At 66.9% G+C, this 19447-nt stretch carries 19 protein-coding genes; 12 read left to right on the forward strand and 7 right to left on the reverse strand.

Annotation, left to right across the window (positions count from 1 at the left end):
* Positions 1–150: 150 nt before the first annotated feature.
* From G8760_RS01200 to G8760_RS01210, 3 genes are read right to left on the reverse strand one after another with little or no spacing between them, the layout of a single operon-like run.
* A complete protein-coding gene (locus tag G8760_RS01200) occupies positions 151–1035 on the reverse strand; it encodes a metal ABC transporter permease (protein WP_166345457.1) in 885 nt (294 codons plus the stop codon).
* A complete protein-coding gene (locus G8760_RS01205) occupies positions 1032–1799 on the reverse strand; it encodes a metal ABC transporter ATP-binding protein (protein WP_207781899.1) in 768 nt (255 codons plus the stop codon). The genes G8760_RS01200 and G8760_RS01205 overlap by 4 nt, the downstream gene beginning before the upstream one ends.
* Positions 1799–2698 carry a metal ABC transporter substrate-binding protein gene (locus G8760_RS01210; protein WP_246222390.1) on the reverse strand — a complete coding sequence of 300 codons (900 nt, stop codon included), beginning with the start codon at positions 2696–2698 and terminating at the stop codon, positions 1799–1801. The genes G8760_RS01205 and G8760_RS01210 overlap by 1 nt, the downstream gene beginning before the upstream one ends.
* Positions 2699–3068: 370 nt before the next feature.
* Here G8760_RS01210 and G8760_RS01215 point away from each other — a divergent pair, with 370 nt between their 5' ends.
* Complete coding sequence (locus G8760_RS01215; RefSeq protein WP_166345460.1) at positions 3069–4070, forward strand: EamA family transporter; 1002 nt, start codon at positions 3069–3071, stop codon at positions 4068–4070.
* A gap of 127 nt (positions 4071–4197) precedes the next feature.
* On the opposite strand, the gene G8760_RS01220 is transcribed toward G8760_RS01215, so the two are convergent.
* Positions 4198–5586, reverse strand: coding sequence for a tetratricopeptide repeat protein (locus G8760_RS01220; RefSeq protein WP_166345463.1), 1389 nt, complete (start codon positions 5584–5586; stop codon positions 4198–4200).
* 377 nt (positions 5587–5963) lie between these two features.
* A complete protein-coding gene (hisC, locus tag G8760_RS01225; protein ID WP_246222391.1) occupies positions 5964–7088 on the reverse strand; it encodes a histidinol-phosphate transaminase in 1125 nt (374 codons plus the stop codon).
* 28 nt (positions 7089–7116) lie between these two features.
* Here hisC and G8760_RS01230 point away from each other — a divergent pair, with 28 nt between their 5' ends.
* The 6 genes from G8760_RS01230 to G8760_RS01255 all read left to right on the forward strand — a co-directional run bounded on the left by G8760_RS01230 (position 7117) and on the right by G8760_RS01255 (position 11483).
* Positions 7117–7494, forward strand: coding sequence for a phage holin family protein (locus tag G8760_RS01230; protein WP_166347787.1), 378 nt, complete (start codon positions 7117–7119; stop codon positions 7492–7494).
* Between the two features lie 148 nt (positions 7495–7642).
* The gene (locus G8760_RS01235) at positions 7643–8047 is read left to right on the forward strand and encodes a hypothetical protein (RefSeq protein WP_166345466.1); all 405 of its coding nucleotides are present in this window, start codon (positions 7643–7645) and stop codon (positions 8045–8047) included.
* A gap of 11 nt (positions 8048–8058) precedes the next feature.
* Positions 8059–8595 (forward strand): low molecular weight protein-tyrosine-phosphatase, encoded by a 537-nt coding sequence (locus G8760_RS01240; protein ID WP_166345469.1) that lies wholly within the window; start codon positions 8059–8061, stop codon positions 8593–8595.
* Complete coding sequence (locus G8760_RS01245; protein WP_166345472.1) at positions 8592–9497, forward strand: fructosamine kinase family protein; 906 nt, start codon at positions 8592–8594, stop codon at positions 9495–9497. Before G8760_RS01240 ends, G8760_RS01245 begins: the two co-directional genes overlap by 4 nt.
* Before the next feature lie 205 nt (positions 9498–9702).
* Positions 9703–10707, forward strand: a complete 1005-nt coding sequence (locus G8760_RS01250; protein WP_166345475.1) for an ATP-binding cassette domain-containing protein — start codon at positions 9703–9705, stop codon at positions 10705–10707.
* Entirely contained in the window at positions 10704–11483 is a 780-nt protein-coding gene (locus G8760_RS01255) for an ABC transporter permease (protein WP_166345478.1), read from the forward strand. Before G8760_RS01250 ends, G8760_RS01255 begins: the two co-directional genes overlap by 4 nt.
* 94 nt (positions 11484–11577) lie before the next feature.
* Here G8760_RS01255 and G8760_RS01260 read toward each other — a convergent pair whose 3' ends face one another.
* Positions 11578–12213 carry a VOC family protein gene (locus tag G8760_RS01260; RefSeq protein ID WP_166345481.1) on the reverse strand — a complete coding sequence of 212 codons (636 nt, stop codon included), beginning with the start codon at positions 12211–12213 and terminating at the stop codon, positions 11578–11580.
* Between the two features lie 146 nt (positions 12214–12359).
* On the opposite strand from G8760_RS01260, the gene G8760_RS01265 reads away from it, so the two are divergent.
* Together G8760_RS01265 and G8760_RS01270 are read left to right on the forward strand one after the other, a co-directional pair.
* Positions 12360–13733, forward strand: coding sequence for a transcriptional regulator (locus G8760_RS01265; RefSeq protein ID WP_166345484.1), 1374 nt, complete (start codon positions 12360–12362; stop codon positions 13731–13733).
* Between the two features lie 197 nt (positions 13734–13930).
* Complete coding sequence (locus tag G8760_RS01270; RefSeq protein WP_166345487.1) at positions 13931–16228, forward strand: PQQ-binding-like beta-propeller repeat protein; 2298 nt, start codon at positions 13931–13933, stop codon at positions 16226–16228.
* 85 nt (positions 16229–16313) lie between these two features.
* On the opposite strand, the gene thiE is transcribed toward G8760_RS01270, so the two are convergent.
* Positions 16314–16979: a thiamine phosphate synthase gene (gene thiE / locus G8760_RS01275; protein ID WP_166345491.1), complete on the reverse strand. Its 666-nt coding sequence runs from the start codon at positions 16977–16979 to the stop codon at positions 16314–16316.
* A gap of 180 nt (positions 16980–17159) precedes the next feature.
* Between thiE and thiO the strand changes: the two genes are divergently transcribed.
* The 3 genes from thiO to G8760_RS01290 are packed head-to-tail and all read left to right on the forward strand — an operon-like array spanning position 17160 to position 19421.
* A complete protein-coding gene (thiO, locus tag G8760_RS01280) occupies positions 17160–18329 on the forward strand; it encodes a glycine oxidase ThiO (protein ID WP_166347790.1) in 1170 nt (389 codons plus the stop codon).
* Between the two features lie 47 nt (positions 18330–18376).
* Entirely contained in the window at positions 18377–18595 is a 219-nt protein-coding gene (gene thiS / locus G8760_RS01285) for a sulfur carrier protein ThiS (protein WP_166345494.1), read from the forward strand.
* Positions 18596–18605: 10 nt separating this feature from the next.
* Positions 18606–19421 (forward strand): thiazole synthase, encoded by an 816-nt coding sequence (locus tag G8760_RS01290; RefSeq protein WP_166347794.1) that lies wholly within the window; start codon positions 18606–18608, stop codon positions 19419–19421.
* Positions 19422–19447 lie beyond the last annotated feature (26 nt).

Raw genomic sequence — 19447 nt, forward strand, 5'->3', positions numbered from 1 at the left:
GCCCGCCTCTCCGTCGTCTCTTGGTCGAGCTGACGGCACCGAGCATCGGCGTTGTCCGTTCTGTCCGGGTAAAGATCGCCGCACCTGAACTGATACGGCGGATGAATAGTGGGCGGTGCGGCGCACCTACCCCTTACTCCCCTATCCCGGTCAGTCGCGGGTGGGCTGCGCGGTGCGGCCGGCGCGGGCAGTACGGATGCGCCGCCGCAACGGGGCCACCACCACACCTCGCCGGGGACCGAACAGGTACACCACGAAGAACAGCACACCTTGGGTGAGGACCACCGCCCCACCCGGCGATACGTCGGCGTAGTAAGCGGTGTAGAGGCCGACGAACGCACTCGTCACAGCCAATGCCGGAGCGATGACGAGCATCCGCTCCATCCGGTCGGTGAGCAAATACGCTGTGGCCCCGGGGGTAATGACCATCGCGACGACGAGAATCACGCCAACCGCTTGCAGTGCGACCACGACGGTCAACGCCAGCACCCCGAGCAGCAGAATCTGGATCCGACGCGGGCTGATGCCGATGGCATAGGCGTGGTCGGCATCGAAGGCGTACAGGGTCAGATCGCGGTGGCGCAACAGCAGTACAGCCACCGTGATCGTCCCGAGGACCACCACCTGGATGATGTCCGCATCGGACAAGCCCAGCACGTTGCCGAACAGGATGTGATGGAGGTCCACCTCGCTCGGGGTGACCGACACCAGCACCAGGCCAAGGGCGAACAGTGTCGTGAAGACGACGCCGATCGCCGCGTCGCCCTTCACCCGCGACGTCGCCCTGACGGTGCCGATCAGCCATACCGCGAGGCAGCCGAACAGGAAGGCACCCACGGCGAACGGGGCTCCCACAACATACGCCAGCACGACGCCGGGCACCACGGCGTGTGAGACCGCGTCGCCCATCAGCGACCACCCGATGAGCACCAGCCAGCACGACAGCAGAGCACACGCCACACCGGCGACGGACGTGACGAGAAATGCCCAGCGCATCACCTCCAGTTGCCATGGCTCGGCGAGAAACTCGATCATCCGCGAGCCGTGCTCTCGTCCGGGACAGCAGACGACGCCGAGAACGCGAGCGCCAGGTGCTCTGGCCGTAAAACCTCGGTTGGTGTGTCGTGAATGAGGACGCGCTGGTGGAGCAGCACGGCTTCGTCGGCGAGGCTGGGTAAGGCGGGTAGGTCATGGGTGGCGATCAACACGGTGGCACCGGCCTCGGCCCGGCGGCGGAGCAGCGCGGAGATCGTTGCCTCCGAGGCCCGATCGACACCGGAGAACGGCTCGTCCAACAGGAGCAGCCGAGCATCCTGGGCGATCCCTCGGGCCACGAACACACGTTTGCGTTGACCACCGGAGAGCTCACCGATCTGCCGCCCGCCGAGTTCGGTCAGCTCGACCTGGTCCAGGGCTGCGGCCACTGCTTCGCGGTCCGCCGGCCGGGCTCGACGTAGCCGGCCCATCCGCCCATAACGTCCCATCATGACGACGTCTCGCACCCGTAACGGGAAGGCCCAGTCGACGTTCTCAGCCTGCGGCACATAAGCGACCTCTCCGAACCGACGACTCCGCGCCGGATCCGCGCCGAACAGGCGGACGGTTCCCCCATCCGGGCGGACCAGCCCGGTGATGGTTCTGAACAGCGTGGACTTTCCGGAGCCGTTCATGCCGATGATCCCGCACACCCGGCCAGCTCCGACGGAGAGCGACATCCGGCGCAGCGCGACCACGTCTCCGTACCGAACGGTGACATCCACGACTTCGACCACCGGCTCCCCCACCACGGACGATCCCATCAGGATCGGCCCATCCGCTCATCGGCGCCCGTCAAGCCGTCGATGATGGTGTCGACGTCGTACTGGATGAGGTCGAGGTACGTTGGGACCGGCCCGTCCGGCTCGGACAGCGAGTCGACGTACAAGGCGCCGGCATAATGCGCATCCGCCTCGCGGGCTACCCGTCGTTGCAGGTCGTCGCTGACCGTCGTCTCGCAGAACACGGCCGGCACCTGGTTGTCCCGCACGAAGTCGATCACGTCGACCACCTGCTTCGGAGTGGGGTCGGCGTCGCTGTTCACCGGCCAGAGGTAGGCCTCACCCAGCCCGGCATCCCGGGCGAGGTAGGAGAACGCACCTTCGCAGGTCACCAAGGCCCGCTGATGCTCTGGCAGATCCACCAACGCGTCGACGAGTCCAGCATGAACGTCGCGCAACTCATCCGCATACGCCGCAGCGTTGGCCGCGAACTGGTCAGCTCGGTCAGGGTCGAGTTCGGCGAACGCGTCGGCGATGTTCTCCGCATAGGTGATCACGTTGAGCGGTGACATCCAGGCGTGCGGGTTAGCGTCTCCGGCATAGTGACCGGACTCGATCGGGATGGTCTCGATACCGTCGGTGACGACGACACGAGGCGCGTCGACTCGAGCCATGAAGTCGTCGAACCACAGCTCCAGACCGAATCCGTTCTCGAGGATCAGATCGGCGTCGGCGACGCGACGGATGTCGCTCGGTGTGGGCTCGTATCCGTGGATTTCCACACCAGGCTTTGTGATGGATTCGACCACGACGGCCTCACCACCGACGTTGCGGGCGATATCGGCCAGCACCGTAAACGACGTCATGACCACCGGACGTCCATCGTCGCCGGTCGCCGCTGCCCCACCGCCGCACGCAGCGAGCAGCAGAACCGAACTCACAAGTACAGAAAGCCGAACACTAGAGTTCGGGTGGCCGAACTTTGTACGTCGCACTTCTTCGCCTTCCGCGATCGCCCTGCTTCCCGCCCTTCCTTAGAGTACCCGTCGGTCCGGCCGCCCAAGCCACCCCTACCTGCCGCCCCTACCTGCCGCCCACGCCCATGAACTCGGCGCCCGGCCTCCCCACCCACTCCCGGTGATCGTTGCCGGCTTCGTGTCGCCCGGGCGACACGAAGCCGGCCACGATCCCGGGGGGGGGGGGCCCGTAAATTGGCGGGATCTCGCAGGTCAACGTCCGTTCACCGCTATCACCGGGCCGGCCAACTCCGGAAGAATGACGGATGTACATGCTCAAACTACGGAGACGGTCATGACAACGACAACGGCGCGGCCCGGACTGATCTGGATGGCGCTGATCACCGTCTACGTCATCTGGGGCTCGACCTACTTGGCGATCCGTGTTGTCGTCGAGGCGGACATTCCGCCGATCCTCGGTATGGGCATCAGGTTCGCGGTGGCCGGCACCCTGCTCTTCGTGGCCCTGCTGCTACACGGACAGCGCCACCTGGCCGACGGCCGCCCGCCGGTCCTGAGAATCTCGACTCGGGAGTTGCGCGGCGCCGCTATCATGGGTGCGCTGCTGCTGATGTTCGGCAACGGTGTCGTGGCGATCGCCGAGCAGACGGTGCCCAGCGGGCTGACCGCGCTGATCATCGGCGCCATACCGCTGTGGTTCGTGCTTCTGCGAGTGCTGGCGGGCGAGCGTCCGCGCACACTGACCTGGCTCGGCATCAGCGTCGGGCTGGGCGGGCTCACGATGATCAGCCTGTCTCGGGGCGGCATCGACGGCATCGAGACGTGGGGAGTGCTCCTCCTCTTCCTCGCCACCATCTCGTGGTCGTTCGGCTCGTTCATCTCGCCGCGGCTCGGCCTACCCCGCAACGGATTCGTCGCGTCCACCTACGAGATGATCATCGCCGGCTTCGCCATGATCACCATCTCGGTCATATCTGGCGAGGCCGCGCGGCTGGACGTCGCGACAGTGGACCCCTCCGGTTGGATCGCCCTCGTTTACCTGATCGTGTTCGGCTCCCTCCTTGGGTTCACCGCCTATGTGTACGCACTCGCACACGCACCGTTGTCGCTCGTGGGCACGTACGCCTACGTAAACCCGGTGGTCGCCGTCCTCCTGGGCTGGGCCATCTTGTCCGAGCCGGTCACCGGCATCGTCATCCTCGGTGGCGCGCTGCTGGTCGGCGGGGTTGCGCTGGTCGTCAGCGCCGAACGGCGACCACCTCGGGCGGCCGTAGCCAACTCCACAACATCCCGCCGTTCCCGCCGACGCCTGCCGGCCCGGACCCAGCAAGGCTGACCGCCCGGCACACGAGCGCGCCGACACCGAACACACTCAGGGTGGGCAGAGGGAAACCCTGCCCACCCTGAGTCACACGGAGTAAGCGCGAAAAGTGGAAACCTCCTCGCGCTCTGCGATCACGGAGTCAGCTCAATGCCAGCTCACGGTCGTCAGCCGGCGCGTCGAGCACTACACCGGCACCAACCGAGTGCATGATCCGCATGGACTGCAACGCTCGGTCGAATGCCTCGAGTGCCTCGTCGGTACGCCCCAGATCGCGATAGAGGTCACCTAGCTCACGCCACGCGGCCGCGGCGCGACGCGACGCACCCATCGCCTCGAGCATGGACGCGGCCAACGAACCCTCACGAGCACTCTGGTCTACGTCGCCCTCGGCACGGAGGACTCGAGCCAGCACAAGCCGTGCTCGTGCAGCCTCCATGCGTGGCTGGTCGTCCATGTCACGCAAGGCCGCTTGGGCAGCCTCGTGAGCCTCGTTCAACCGTCCGAGCGTGAGCAGAGCGTCGGCCCGGGTGCTGTCGAAGTGGCGAACGTCGTCCGTCCCACCGTGGGCGGAGATTTCACCTCGCACGCTCTCCAGCAGATCCAACGCTTCCGTGGCGCGCGGCTCGTCGCCCTGGAGCAACAACCACGCGTACGCCATGCGCAACCGCGCCAGGTTACGACGATCATCGCCCTCGCCGAACAGCGCCAGGGCGCGATCTACGAGACTCAGCGCCTGAGCGAGGTCGCCGCGGGCCTCGGCGATCACCGATGCGTTCCAGTACGCCGCCCCGCGGGTGTGCGGAGCGCCCATCTCGTCGGCGGCCCGGACGAGTTCCGCGGCCAACGTCCGCGAACGGACGATGTCGCCCCGGCCGTGATACGCGCTGAGCACCGTGCAACCCAGCCGCACGTACTCGTCGGTGTGTTCCAGGCCCATCTCGCCGGCCGAGCGCATGGCCTCTTCGCCGATCTGGATGGCCATGTCGAGGTCACCGGCGCTCTGGTAGCAACGGGACATCACGAGAGCGACATCCAGCCACGGCTGAACTTCTGGTGTCTGCCGGGCTTCGTCGGCCAGCTGGCCCAAGAGGTCGATGGCGCCCTCGATGTCTCCCTTGCGCTCCAGCGCCTGCGCTTGGCCGAGCCGAGCCCGGCGGCTCTGCTCGTCATTCAGACCGGGATCGCCGATCAACGTGGTGAACTCGTCGTAAGCGCCGTCGGCCTGACCGTCGTACAGCGCTTTCTCCGCACGCCCCAGCGCCAGCCGGGCCCGTGTGCGCACCGAGGCGTCGACACCGTCACGCAGATACTCCACGTCTATCCGCAACCGCTCAGCGATATGCGCCAAAGCCGCGGCAGCCGGTTGACGGCGACCACTCTCCACCAGCGAGACATAACTGGGCGACAACATCCCCTCAGCGATGTCCGCCTGCGAAAGACCAAGCTCAATCCGTCGCGATCGGATTCGCTGCCCGACGGGCGTCGGGGTTGGCGCCTCGTCAACTGTTGCTTGTGGCTGCTCTGTCATGACACTATTGCACTACAGGTAGTCATTTTTTGCTAGTCCTAGTGACCAGCCCAGTGATCCAGGAGGTAGATCGCGGTGGCCCGTATCAAGCGCGTACTCGCCGTCACTCTTGCTGCATTGACCCTGACGGCAACTGCCGCCATCGTTGCTGCCCCAGCTTCCGCAGGCACCATCGCGCCCGACTGGCCTGTGATGTGCTGCTAGGAGTAACATTGAACGCGCACGGACGACTAGCTGCGTCTCGCCCCCCGAACGCAGGTATGTCGTCCGTGCTTTAATTGTGCGCCCATGCACCTGTCGAGCATCACCCGACGAGTTCCGTCAGTGTCCGTTTTATAACTGACAGTTACCTGGTGCTCACTCCGAGTTATTGACCTTCACGCGCCGCGAGTTAACCACTCGGCACACACCCGGATGACAACATCGTTGGCTTCCGGCTCGCCGACAGTCACGCGGCATCCTTCATCACCGAATGGGCGGACAATTATCCCCGCTTCGGCACATTTCTGGGCAAATCTGTCTGTTTCCTCACCCAGTTCTAGCCATACGAAGTTCGCCTCGGTGCGCGGCACCGGCCAGCCCTGCTCTCGTAGGGCCGCGGCCACTCGGTCACGTTCACCAACCAGGTCATGCACCCGCTCCAGCAGGTCGGCCTCACGTTGGAGCGACGCCACCGCCGCCGCCTGCGCAAGGCTCGACACCCCGAAGGGCACCGCCGTCTTCCGAAGCGCGTCAGCCACCTCGTCATGCGCGACCGAGAAGCCCACCCGCATACCCGCCAGGCCGTAGGCCTTCGAGAAGGTACGCAACACGCAGAGGTTGTGGTGTCCGCGGTAGGCGTCGATACCGTCGGCTGCCTCGGGATCACGCACGAACTCGCGATATGCCTCGTCCAGCACCACCAGCACGTTCTTGGGTACCTGTCCCATGAGCCACTCCAACTCGTCCCGAGTGACCACGGGACCGGTCGGGTTGTTGGGACTACAGACCAACACCAGCTTCGTCCGGTCGGTCACTGCGGCAGCCATAGCCCGCACGTCATGCCGGGCATCGGCGTCCAGCGGGACGCGCACCGACGTCGCCCCCGAAACTCCCACCACGATCGGATAAGCCTCGAACGATCGCCACGCGTACAACACCTCGTCGCCCTCCGCGGCACAGGCCTGCACGATCTGCTGGAGAACTCCGACGCTGCCGGTGCCCGTGGCGATGTGTTCGGCCGGTACGTCAAACCGGCGTGCCAGCGCCTCCACGAGGGTCGTGGCGAACATGTCGGGGTAACGGTTGACCGATCGGGCCGCCTCGACGATGGCTTCCTCAACCCCGGGTAGAGGCGGGAACGGGTTCTCATTGGACGACAACTTGACCGGTACGGGTCCCCCGGCGCCCCCAGCGGCTCGGCCGGGGCGATACGACGGCAAGCCGTCCAGCGCCGCCCGCAGCCGCACTCGTGGGTGCATCACCTCGTCGACGCGGTTCTGCGTGTCATTCGATGGCGTCATGGTGACGCACGATATACGCTCAGCGTCCGTGACCTCCTTTCTGATCCGCATCGTCGTCAACGGGCTTGCGTTGTGGGTGGCGACAGCCATGGTCGGCGGCGTCAACGTCACCTCGGCAGATTCCACCACCGACAAGGTCCTCACCCTGCTGGTGATCGGCCTGATCTTCGCGCTGATCAACACCTTCATCAAACCGGTGGTGCAGATACTCACACTGCCGCTGTTCCTGGTGACCTTAGGACTGTTCACGTTCATCGTGAACGCCCTGATGCTCTGGCTGACCGGCTGGATCGCCGAGCAGCTCAACGTGCCGTTCGAGGTCACCGATTTCTTCTGGTCGGCCGTTTTGGGCGCCCTCGTCGTCTCCTTCGTGAGCTGGATGCTCAACCTTTTGCTCCCGAAATAACGTCCAAACGGCTGACGCGGGGTCTTTCGCTACCCCGGTACTGTGCCGTATCTTAGTGTCCGCGTTCGCACGACGAGGGTGGTCAACAGGCTGCTACGGGGGCCGTGGTGCCAAGTTCTCATCCCTTATGAGCATGGTGGACAACAACATGACGACTGGTCACGCCCCTGTCGCGTCCCTCTTAACCGAGCGACCCCCGGACGAGCACTTGATCTCCGAATTTCCACGGCAAGCCCTTCCACCCCGCGCCAACACGTCGCGGCCCAGCAGTGCGGCACATGCTTCGATCCACCAGCAATATGAGGTGGTGTACGACGACGCCCACGGCCGCCCGCTGCTGGCGTTCACCGATGGCCAGTGGTGGGACATGACATCACAGTCACCACGTCCGGTGACCGTCCGGTTCGCCCTGCGCCGTGACCCCTCGTGGGCCGGAGCGGTCGTACAGACGGTGTGCCTGTGGATGCGCAGCCACCCGCACGACGAGCGCTCGTTCGACCTCGCCACCGAGCTCGCGCTGGCCGTGGGCGAGCTAGCGCGCCAGCAGGACTGATCCGCCGCACCGTGCCGAGCTCCCTACCGGTCAAGATCTGCATCGTCTGTGCGGGCAATATCTGCCGGTCACCGATCGCCGAGGCCGTACTTGCGGCTCGGCTGGCCGAGAACGGGCTCGACGACCAAGTGGTCGTGGAGTCGGCTGGTACCGGCGGCTGGCACGCGGGCGAACCAGCTGATCCGCGCGCGGTACGGACGCTGCACGCCAACGGTTACGACGGCTCCCGACATAGGGCTCGACAGTTCCGCCCGTCATGGTTCGACGAGTTCGATCTCGTCCTTGCCCTCGACAATTCCAACCTCGCCGACCTCGAGCGGCTCGCGCCCGACGAACCTGCCCGATCCAAGCTCAGGTTGTTCCGCAGCTACGCTCCCGACGCCACGGGCGATCTCGATGTGCCCGATCCCTACTACGGCGGCGACTCCGGATTCGCGCTCGTCTTGAGTCTCGTCGAGGAGTCCGTCGCAGGCCTCATCACCCACCTGCGTACTGACCTCACCTCGGCCACGACACCTCCCGAGTCTCGTCGGCCACGGCCAGCATGACCGTCGACCCACCACAGGCACAGCCTGCGAGTTCAGATCCGGCCAACACCGACCAGCTGGGCGAACTCCTCGGAACAGCCGTCACCGAACTCACGCCTATCGGCGGTGGAGACATCTGCCGGGCGTACCGGGCACGGCTGGAGGACAGCCGCACCGTATTCGTCAAAACCCTCGTCGACGCACCGGACGGTTTCTTCGCAACCGAGGCCTATGGCCTCCGCCAACTCCACTCCGCCGCCGGTGGAGTACCCGTGCCGGAGGTGCTGGCCGCCGACTCGGCCCACCTTGCGCTCGAGTGGGTCACCCAGGGGCCACCCTCAGCATCGGCCGCGGAACGGTTAGGCCGGACACTCGCCGCAACTCACCAGGCCGGCCACGATGGTTTCGGCTCGCTGCGCGGTCCCGGGTGGATCGGGACCCTCCCCCTGCCCGGGGGTCCGTGGCCAGACTGGCCCCGGATGTGGGCCAACGGTCGCATCGAGCCATACCTGAGGTCGGCTCGGGATCGTGGGGCGATAACCAAGCGCGACGCCGCGGACGTGACCCGGGTGATGGACGTGCTGCCGGATCTCACCGGCCCGGCCGAGGCACCGTCTCTGGTCCATGGTGACCTCTGGGCGGGCAACGTGTTGTGGGGAGCCGACGGGCGTACCTGGTTGGTCGACCCCGCGGTGCACGGCGGTCACCGGGAGACCGACCTCGCCATGTTGATGCTGTTCGGCCTACCCCACCTCGACCGAGTCGTGGCTAGCTACCACGAGGCCACGCCACTCGCCGATGGCTGGCGAGACCGGCTGCCCCTCCACCAGCTCCATCCCGTACTTGTCCACGCTGTGTTGTTCGGTGGCTCCTACGGCTCGCAGGCCGGTCAACTCGCCCGGCTCGCGCTGCGGTCGCACTGAGGGGTCGGGAGCGCCCGCCAAGGGCGGCCATCCGGATGCGGACGACGCGGCCAAACAGCGGATAGTCCGGCCTGACCTTAATGTCCGGCACCACTCGACGACACGGCGCGCCGGTCAGGCCGGAACGGACACATCCAGCCGGCCGAACCGATATTTTCGGGCACGGGGGCCGCCCGCCGGCCCGCTCAGATTCAGGAGTCCACCGATGATCACTGTTCAAGGCCTGCGCAAGCGCTACGGCAACAAGCTCGCTGTCGACGACCTCACGTTCGACGTCCAGCCGGGTGTCGTCACCGGCTTCCTCGGCCCCAACGGGGCGGGTAAGTCCACCACCATGCGGCTGATGCTCGATCTCGACCACGGCGCCGGCGAGACCCGCTTCGACGGGCGGCGGTTCGACGAGATCCGGCATCCGATGCACGAGATCGGTGCGGTGCTGGAGGCCAAAGCGTTCCACCCGACGCGGACGGCCCGCAACCACCTGCGGATGCTGGCCGCCGGCAGCCGAATCCCGCGGAAGCGGGTCGACGAAGTTCTCGACTTCGTTGGCCTGACCGGGGTCAGGGGCAAGAAACCCAAAGGTTTCTCACTGGGTATGTCGCAGCGCCTCGGACTCGCCCAGGCGATGCTTGGCGACCCGGGCACGCTGATCCTCGACGAGCCGGCCAACGGACTCGATCCGCACGGCATCCACTGGCTACGCGACGTGCTGAAGACCCTCGCCGGACAGGGGCGCACCATCTTCGTCTCGTCCCACCTGTTGTCGGAGATGTCGCTGATGGCGGACGAACTCGTCGTCATCGGTCAAGGAAAGATGATCTTCAATGGCGAGGTCGACGTGTTCGTCCGGCAGTTCACCCAGTCCACTGTGCTGGTGAAAACGCCGTCGGCCACGGACTTCGCTGAGACTCTCAAGGGTATGGGCGCCACCGTCGACCCCGCGCCCGACGGTGGGCTACTCGTGTCGGGTGCGGACGCCTCGGTGATCGGTGAACTGGCGCACCGAGACGGGATCGTCCTACACGAGCTGGCCACTCGTAGCGCCTCGCTCGAGGAGGCGTTCATCACCGCCACGGGCGCTTCGGAGGAGTACGTCGCCCACGACGTCACGGCCGGCCCGCCGCCCGAAACCCCACCACCGACCGACTCGCAGCCCGTCCAGGAGACCGGCGACGACACCACGGACAAGCCGGCCGGAGGTGCGGCATGATCGACGCGCTGCGCTTTGAAACAACACGTATCCGCACTTTGCGGTCCACATATTGGCTGATCGGACTCGGCCTGCTGCTGACCGCCGGGGTGGCGTTGATCATCACGCTGGCCACCATTGATGAGCCGCTCGACGACAACCTGGTCCGGGACACCCTGACCGGCGGTGGTGAGTTCGCCACGTTCATCCCGATCTTCATGGCGATCATCGGGATCTTCGCGGCGGGACATGAATACCGGCACGGGACTATTCAGCCGACGCTACTGGCGATTCCTCAACGCACCACGATCCTGACCGCCAAGGTAACGATCGTCATGGTCACCGCATTGCTGGTCGCCGTCGCATCACTGGCGATCAACTTCGGTGTCGGCGCCCTCGTGTGGGGCGAAGCTCCCGACATCACCTCCAGCCCGCTGAACGACGCATTGCTCGGCTACATCGTGCTGGTCGTTATCTACGGTGCCCTGGGGGTCGCGCTTGCGCAGTTGTTCCGAGGGGTGCCGTCAGCCATTGTTGTCCTGCTCATCACGCCGATGCTCGTGGAACAGCTCATCGCCGGGCTCTCGATGCTGGACGCCCTGGACTGGTTGCAGCCAGCACTGAAGTTCTTGCCGTTCGCGGCGGGAACGCGGCTGTTGGCCACCGAAGACTACACCCACACCGACGGCCCCGACTTCGACTACCTGGACCGATGGGCATCCGGTGGTGTCTTCGCCGGCTTCACCTTGCTGGTGCTGCTCGTTGCGTGGCTGCTGTTCAAGAAGCGCGACGCCTGACCCGATGTCGGCTTCCCGCATTCAGGTCAGCCGGGGCCGGCTATGGCCCCGGCTACGGGCCCGGTGAGCGTTGCTGGCCGTAGCCGTTGGCGGCTCAGAGCGTGACGAGACCCTGCGGGGTCAGGAAGCTGACCGACTGTAGCCCGGGCTGGCCGTTGGGGTTGGCCCACACGACGTTCACGTCCTCGAGCGGATGAGACTCCGGCTCACCGAGCCAGCCGGCCACACGCTGTGGGTCCCCGGCGATCTCCAGGCCGACCAGTTGGATGTCGCGGCCCCCTTGCGACGGGTGTTCGGCCGGATCGGACTCCCAGCACACGAAGAACGGGAGTTGGGGGTCGTTGATCAACCCCTTGATGCCGATCTGTTTCCACCTCAACTCGAATCCGTCGGGCCGCTTCCGGTTGCCCTGCACCGCGGGGCGTTCCAGACGACGTTCCACCGGTCCGATCTCGGTGACGGCTACCACCCACCCGAGCCACCCGCCGCCGAGGTCAGAGCGTGCCTTCACGGCTTGGCCGAAGGGCACGGTATCCGCCGCGGGGTGGTCGAGCACCTCCACAACTTCAAGGTAATGCCCGCTGGTCAGCGGCAGCACTCGGTTGCGAGTGCCGAAACGTGGATGGATACCTCCCTCGCCGAACTCGACGCCCAGGGCGCCGGCCAACCGGGCTGCCGTGGCATCGAGGCCGTCCGGGCCTGCCGCGTACGAAACGTGATCGAGCCGCATGAAGGCATGGTCGCAGCCGCCCGCGGCTGGCACTTGGTCAGGCTGCCCTAAGTACCCTGGCCGGCGCGGTACGCAGGATTCGAGGCGTCCGGCGGCCATAATAGATACGTGCCCAAAATGACGGTCCACCACACGCGGATCCGGCAGTGACCATGCCGGAGCGAGCCATCCATCAGCCGAGCAACGGAACCCGCGAAGAGATCACCATCGGAGTGGTCGGCGCCGACGAGATCGTGCGCCGCATCATGTCGGTCGCCCGAGCCACCGGCAGTCCGTCGTGGCGGCTGATCGCAGCGGTGTACGGAGTCGAGCACGAGGCGCATGCACAGGCCATGAAGATCGCCTCGCGTGTCGACGTATGCCTGTTCGCCGGCCCCCTGCCCTACGACGTCGCGACCCGTCCCGGCGACCTTCCGGTACCGGCCACGTACATCCCCGTCGGCGGCTCAGCTCTGTACGGCACCTTGTTGCGCGGAGCCCTGGAGGGCACCTTCGACCCGCTGCGGGTGAGTGTGGACTCCGCGCCCGTGGCTGACGTGCGGGAAGCCTTTCAGGAGATCGGACTCGACCCGGCGGCGGTGCGGGTCATGCCATACGTCCACCCCGAATCGGCCGCCGAGTTCCTGGACTTCCACCGGGAGCTGTACGAGCGGGGCGCGACGACCGGCGCCATCACCACGGTGCCAACGGTGGCCGCGGCGCTGGCGGCGGCCGGGGTCCCGTCGTTGAAGATGACCCCGGCGGGCACCACCATCCGGCACACGCTGCACACGGCCGCCCTGATCGGCAGCGGCGCCAAACTCGAGGAATCACGGATCGTCACCATGATCGTCCGGGTGCCCAGCGGTGCGTTCCCGGCACACGCGAGCCCCAGCAACTACTGGTACCAGGAACTGAAGCTCTCCCTCCATCGTGAATTGTTGCGGGATGCTCGCCCGATGGATGCCGCCGTACTTACCCGCGACGAACATAGCTACCTCGTGGTCACCACCATGGGTTCGTTGAATCTCGCCACCGACGATCTAACGATGGCTCCGTTCCTCGGCCGGATCTCCGCCGAACTCGGATTGCGGCTGGAGGTCGGCATCGGTTTGGGCCGGTCCACTCGGGAGGCCGAGCTCAACGCCCAAGCCGCGGTCGACAAAGCCTCGGCGGCCGGCGCCGATACCGCGTTCCTGGTGGGGCCGGGAGAAACTGTCCTTCAACTGCCCGCTGCCCGGCAGGAGGACGACGGCACACCGGCGGCGGCCTCCCAGCCCGCTCAGCCCTCCCGCGACTCTCGGGCCGCCGAGATCCTGGCCCGCCTGGCAGAGAAGATCGACGCCGACAACGACAGCGAGCGAGTGATCGACGCCGAACGGGTCGCTGAGCTGCTCGGCGTGACACTGCGTACCGCACGGCGAATGCTGCACACGTTGGTCGATGAGGGCCTCGCGTGGCCGATGCCACCGGCACGCTCCAGCAAGGTGGGCCGGCCGCCGCGGCCGTACCAACTGCTCGTCGACAAAGTTGACCGCTGATCCCTACGGGTTACCGCCCCACCCGGAAGTCGAGTTCGGGGCCTTCCAGTACCTGGACTCATGCTGCCCGACGTGCCCCCGGGCCACTGGGCCTGAGTGGTCTACCTCTTGACGGGTCGTATCGCGCACGAGAGACTCGATCTAATTTCGGACACGACAGAATTCGCTTCTGTCTAAAGTCGAAAAGAGAGGTCCCTGTGACGAGACCGACCCGTACCCTCCTTTCCATCCTCACCGCCGTGACAGTGGCCACCGGCCTGTCGGTCGGCGGAGCGGGCGCCACGAGCCCGCCGGACATGTCATCCACCAGCACAGACGACCCCGTCAAGAGCGCTGACGCCATCACCGATCTCGGCGAACCGGTGCACAAAGTCCAGACGCTGAGTTCGGCGGTGGGCCCCGGCTCCAACGACGAACCCCTCGGCTACTACGTCGTGGAAGGCAACCCGACCACCCGCGCCGAGTTCACCGTGACCGACCTGCGCACCAACCAGACCGTGCGGCAACTCCGGGTGCCGTACGGCAATGCCAGCCAGCGCACCATGGGCCTGTCGCCGGTAGACGGCACGGTCTACTTCGCCACGTCCGACGTCAGCCATCTGTACAGCTACACACCTGGTGACGAGGACATCAGGCACTACGGCCCGGCGCCGGACGGTCAGCGAGTGTGGTCGATGGCCGTCGGAGCCGACCGTACCGTCTGGTTCGGCACCTACCCCGGTGGACGGCTCTACTCCCTCGACCCCGACACCGAGGAGATCACCAACCATGGCCGCGCCGTCGACGGCGAGCAGTACATCAAGTCGATCGAACCTGCCGGCGACACCGTCTACGTCGGTACCGAGTCCAACGCCCGCCTGGCCGCCTACGATCTCGGCTCCGGAACGTTCACCGAGATCGAGATGCCAGCCGGGCATGCGGCGAACAACATCGTCGCCCTCGACCTCCGCGACGACCTGCTCTTCGTCAGCACCGCCAATATGCACGTGCTCGACGTCGAGACGGGTGAGTGGGTCGACCGCTTCACCAACGCCAGCGCACGGGTCTCACCTGTCTCCCCGATCGACCCAGATGCGGTCTACCTGCGCCTCGGCGGCGAGATCAACCGCTACGACCTGCGCACGGGAGAACGCACGCCCACCGGCTGGCGGCCGAACGCGACACCAGAGTCGTGGGCATGGATCGACCGCGACGGCACGGGGCCGTGGCTGGCGATGACGTATTGGAACGAAGGCCGAACCTACGGGTACAACGTCGAGACGGGCCGCACGTCGTACCAGGTACCAGGCCTCATGGGGGCCGGCGCCCAGATCATCAGCCTGGGTTCGGGCCCGGACGGCAACATCTACACGGGTGCCTACCTCAGTCCGCCTGGCATGGGCCGTTTCGATCCGGACGGTGACGGGTTCGACCTGCTCGCCGGCTCCGGGCAGATCGAGGGGTACGGAACCTTCGGAGACGACCTCGTCTTCGGCCGCTACCCGCAGGGGTCGCTGTACCGCTACGACCCGTCGCGCCCGTGGCAGACCGGTACCAATCCGGAGAACCCGTTGCCGATCGGCGACGAGCAGAGTCGTCCGCAGGCCTTCGTCGAACTCACCTCCGTGCCTGGCACGGTTGCCGTGGCCTCGGTACCAACGGGTGGCCGACACGGCGGGGCGATCACGTTGTGGCGACCGGACGAGGGCACCCACGAGGTGTTCCGGCACGTCGTCGAGGACCAGACGCCGGTGTCGCTGGTCGAGCATGGCGACGTCCTGCTCGGCGGGACGTCGATCGAAGGCGGCTACGGCATCGACCCGGTCACCGACGAGGGCGTGCTCTTCGCGTGGGATCCGGTCACCGGTGAGACGTTGTGGAGCGCCGCCCCGGTACCGGGCGCGCCGACCATATCCGGGCTGGCTCTGGACGACGACGGCCGACTCTGGGGTATCGCCGGGAGCACCACGGTGTTCGAGTTCGACCTCGACGCCGGCGAGACCGTACGCACCATCGAGATCGATGCCGGTTTCCCGACTGACCGCTACGGCAACAGCAATCGGTTGCTGTTCGACCACGGCCGCCTGTTCGGATCGACCGCCAACCGGTTGTTCGTTCTCGACCACGTCACCGGTGAAGTGACGACGCTGTACGGCGGACCAGCTGGCAGCCCGGCGCAACGGGTCCAAGAGCTAGCCCAAGACCGGCACGGTGACCTCTACGTCGTCGGCGCCAGCACCCGGTTGCTGCGCTACCAGCTACCGGCCGACCGCACCCCACCCGAGGTCAACGCCGACGTGTTACCACCCAACCCCCGCCAAGGGAAGGGGGTGACGGTACGGCTGAACGCCACCGACGATGACGACTCCGCGCCCACCATTCACTACCGGGTGGACGGCGCGAATTGGGCGGTGTATTCACGCCCGGTGCGGTTAGCCAGTGGCCAGACCCTCGAGTACCGGGCGATCGACGCCGCCTGGAACTCGTCGCCGGTGGAATCCGTCGTCGCTCCCTGACCCGAGTCCACGCCGACACGTCACCTCGACCACAGCACCTCGTGGTCGAGGTGACGTGTTCCCACCATGGGCCCGAGGCGCGCGATCAGGGCGTCACCGGCAACAGCACATCGCGAAGGCGGCGGGCGGCGTCCTCCGGATCGTCGGCATCGGTGATGGCACGGACGACGACGATCCGCCGGGCGCCGGCCCGCACTACCTCCTCCACCGTGCGGTGATCGATCCCGCCGATGGCGAACCACGGTGTTCGCGGTGGGTTAGCCGCCACAGCGCGGACCGTCTCGACCCCCACCGCGGGACGACCCGCCTTGGTGGGCGTCGGCCACACCGGTCCAACACAGAAGTAGTCCACGTCCCGGTCCGCGTCGGCGGCCGTCGCCTGATCCACGCCGTGGGTCGAGCGGCCCAGCAGCACGTCGGGTCCGAGCAACTGACGAGCCGCCCGCACCGGGAGGTCACCCTGCCCAGTGTGGAACACCGGCGCACCGACCAGGCGGGCGACGTCGGCACGGTCGTTGACCGCCACCAGCGCCCCGTACTGTGCCGCGATGTCGGCCACCACGGGTTGCAGTTCCAGCTCCTCGCGCACATCGAGGGCCTTGTCTCGCAGCTGGACGATATCCACCCCGCCGCGCAGCGCGGCGTGCAGGAACTCCGGCAGATCACCTCGGTCTTGGCGGGCATCGGTGCAGAGGTACAGGCGGGCCCGCGCCAGCCGTTCGGCCGCCGGCTCGTAGGACGTCGAGTTCACGACGGCGAGTGTGCCATGCCCGCGGTGAGCGAGCACGCCGGGCGTCGTCGTACGGTGGAAGGGTGCACGGGAGCCCGGCAGCGGGCTGAGAGGGCCGGCGCACCCGCCTCAGCGGGCCCACGCCACCTGGCCGACCGTCGTACCTGACCTGGGTCATGCCAGCGGAGGGAGCGCGTGGAGATGGACACCGGCGACACCACCGACGTCATCGTCGTCGGATGCGGAATCATCGGCGCCTCTGTCGCGTGGCAGTTGGCCCGCCGCGGCGCGGTCGTCAGATGCCTCGACCCACACCCCGGTGACGGCTCGACCTACGCTGCGGCCGGCATGCTCGCCGCGGTCACCGAAACCACCTTCGGCGAACACGAGCTGATGCGGCTCAACCTCGAAGCAGCGGCGATGTGGCCGGATTTCGCCACCCAGCTCGAGGCCGAGACCGGCCAGCCGTGCGGGCTGCGCCGTACCGGCACGCTGACACTCGCCTTCGATGGCGACGACCGCCAGCAGCTACGCCGCCTCCATCAGCTGCACGTGGAATGGGGCCTCGACGCTCGGGAGATCACGACCGACGCCGCCCGACAGATGGAACCGACCCTCGGGCCGCGGCTGGCGGCGGCTATCTGGGCACCTGGCGATCATCAAGTCGATCCACGGTCGGCGCAGAAGGCACTGCTCACCGCGCTGATGGCAAGGAAGGTCGACATCATCGAACGAGCTGTCGAGCGTGTGCTGCCAGGTACGGCCGTAACGGGTCCGTCGAGGCCCGGTGTCGTGGACACCAATGGTCAGGTCCACCGAGCCGACCTGGTTGTCGTGGCGGCGGGCTGGAACAGCCGGCTGCTCGCCCCCGGCTGCCCCACCCGTCCGGTCAAGGGGCAGGTGGCGCGGCTGGACGCCCGTGCAGTGCCAACATTCCAGCTGACCAGGGTAGTTCGCGGACTCGTGCAGGACCGACCGGTGTACCTTGTGCCGCGGGCGGACGGGGAGATCGTGGTCGGGGGGACCAGCGAGGAGCAGCCGGACAACCGGCAGGTGACGGCCGGTGGTGCGTTCGCCCTACTCCGCGACGCCCGCGCACTGGTTCCCGGCATCGACGAGCTACCCGTCACCGAACTCACCGCTCGGGCCCGCCCCGGCAGCCCGGACAACCTGCCGCTGATCGGCGATGCCGGCCCACCCGGCATAGTGCTGGCTACCGGCCACTACCGCAACGGTGTCCTGCTAGCGCCGCTGACCGCCGCGGCGGTGGCGGCCCGCTGGGCGGACGGCAAACTACCCGACTCGGTGTCCGCCGCACACCCGGCCCGCTTCCACCCCACCCATGATCATGAACACTTTGCCGTGCCATAGCACGGCAAAGTGTTCATGATCATGGGGAGCAACGAGGGAGACTACACATGAGCACACACGTCGTCATCAACGGCGAGCGAGTGGCCGTCGACGGCACACCTTCCGTCGGCGACCTCGTCGCCCATCAACTCGGTGCCTCCGCACCCGACGGGCGGGGGGTCGCCGTCGCCGTGAACAGCGAGGTCGTCCCGCGCGGAGCGTGGGCCAGCACCCTAGTTGCCGACGGCGACCACGTCGAGATCCTCAACGCAACCCAAGGAGGGTGAGGTGACCAGCATGTCCAACGACGCCGGCCCGATGGACCCAGCCGCCAACGGTCCCCTGACGATTGCCGGCGAGTCGTTCAACTCCCGGCTGATCATGGGCACCGGTGGCGCTCCCAGCTTGCTCGGACTCGAGGCCGCACTCAAAGAGTCCGGTACCGAACTGACGACGGTTGCGCTACGCCGGGTTCAAGCCGGCACCGAGGGCTCGATCTGGGAGATGCTGCAAAGCAACGGCATCCGCGCCCTGCCCAACACCGCCGGTTGTTTCACCGCGAACGAGGCCGTGCTCACTGCCAAGCTTGGCCGCGAGGCGTGCGAGACGACCTGGGTGAAACTCGAGGTGATCGCCGACGACACCACACTCCTGCCGGACCCGATCGAACTCGTGGCGGCCGCACGGATACTCGTCGACGACGGCTTCACCGTGCTGCCCTACACCAACGACGACCCCATCCTGGCGCGCAAGCTAGCCGACGTCGGCTGCGCGGCCATCATGCCACTGGGTGCACCGATCGGCACTGGGCTCGGAGTACTCAATCCTCGCAACATCGCCGCCATCGTGGCCGACGCAACCGTGCCGGTGATCCTCGACGCCGGGATCGGCACCGCGTCCGATGCCGCCCTCGCTATGGAGCTGGGCTGCGATGCCGTGCTGCTCGCCACCGCCGTGACGAGGGCGGCCGAGCCCGTCCGGATGGCGCGGGCCATGCGGCATGCGGTCGAGGCCGGCCGTGATGCCTACCTCGCCGGTCGGATCCCCCGCCGCGAGCAGGCTCTGGCGTCGTCACCCACCACCGGTCGAGCCAACCTCGATCTCGCCCTGTGATCACCTCGACACCTGCCCCGTCGTCT

Source organism: Phytoactinopolyspora limicola, from assembly GCF_011320225.1.
Lineage (GTDB): Bacteria > Actinomycetota > Actinomycetes > Jiangellales > Jiangellaceae > Phytoactinopolyspora > Phytoactinopolyspora limicola.

Bases quoted from the DNA above. Each gene is read 5' to 3' on its own strand.
- G8760_RS01200 (WP_166345457.1), bottom strand. From the start codon at position 1,035: ATGATCGAGTTTCTCGCCGAGCCATGGCAACTGGAGGTGATGCGCTGG.
- G8760_RS01205 (WP_207781899.1), bottom strand. From the start codon at position 1,799: ATGGGATCGTCCGTGGTGGGGGAGCCGGTGGTCGAAGTCGTGGATGTC.
- G8760_RS01215 (WP_166345460.1), top strand. From the start codon at position 3,069: ATGACAACGACAACGGCGCGGCCCGGACTGATCTGGATGGCGCTGATC.
- G8760_RS01220 (WP_166345463.1), bottom strand. From the start codon at position 5,586: ATGACAGAGCAGCCACAAGCAACAGTTGACGAGGCGCCAACCCCGACG.
- hisC (WP_246222391.1), bottom strand. From the start codon at position 7,088: ATGACGCCATCGAATGACACGCAGAACCGCGTCGACGAGGTGATGCAC.
- G8760_RS01235 (WP_166345466.1), top strand. From the start codon at position 7,643: ATGACGACTGGTCACGCCCCTGTCGCGTCCCTCTTAACCGAGCGACCC.
- G8760_RS01245 (WP_166345472.1), top strand. From the start codon at position 8,592: ATGACCGTCGACCCACCACAGGCACAGCCTGCGAGTTCAGATCCGGCC.
- G8760_RS01250 (WP_166345475.1), top strand. From the start codon at position 9,703: ATGATCACTGTTCAAGGCCTGCGCAAGCGCTACGGCAACAAGCTCGCT.
- G8760_RS01255 (WP_166345478.1), top strand. From the start codon at position 10,704: ATGATCGACGCGCTGCGCTTTGAAACAACACGTATCCGCACTTTGCGG.
- G8760_RS01260 (WP_166345481.1), bottom strand. From the start codon at position 12,213: ATGCGGCTCGATCACGTTTCGTACGCGGCAGGCCCGGACGGCCTCGAT.
- thiO (WP_166347790.1), top strand. From the start codon at position 17,160: ATGGACACCGGCGACACCACCGACGTCATCGTCGTCGGATGCGGAATC.
- thiS (WP_166345494.1), top strand. From the start codon at position 18,377: ATGAGCACACACGTCGTCATCAACGGCGAGCGAGTGGCCGTCGACGGC.
- G8760_RS01290 (WP_166347794.1), top strand. From the start codon at position 18,606: ATGTCCAACGACGCCGGCCCGATGGACCCAGCCGCCAACGGTCCCCTG.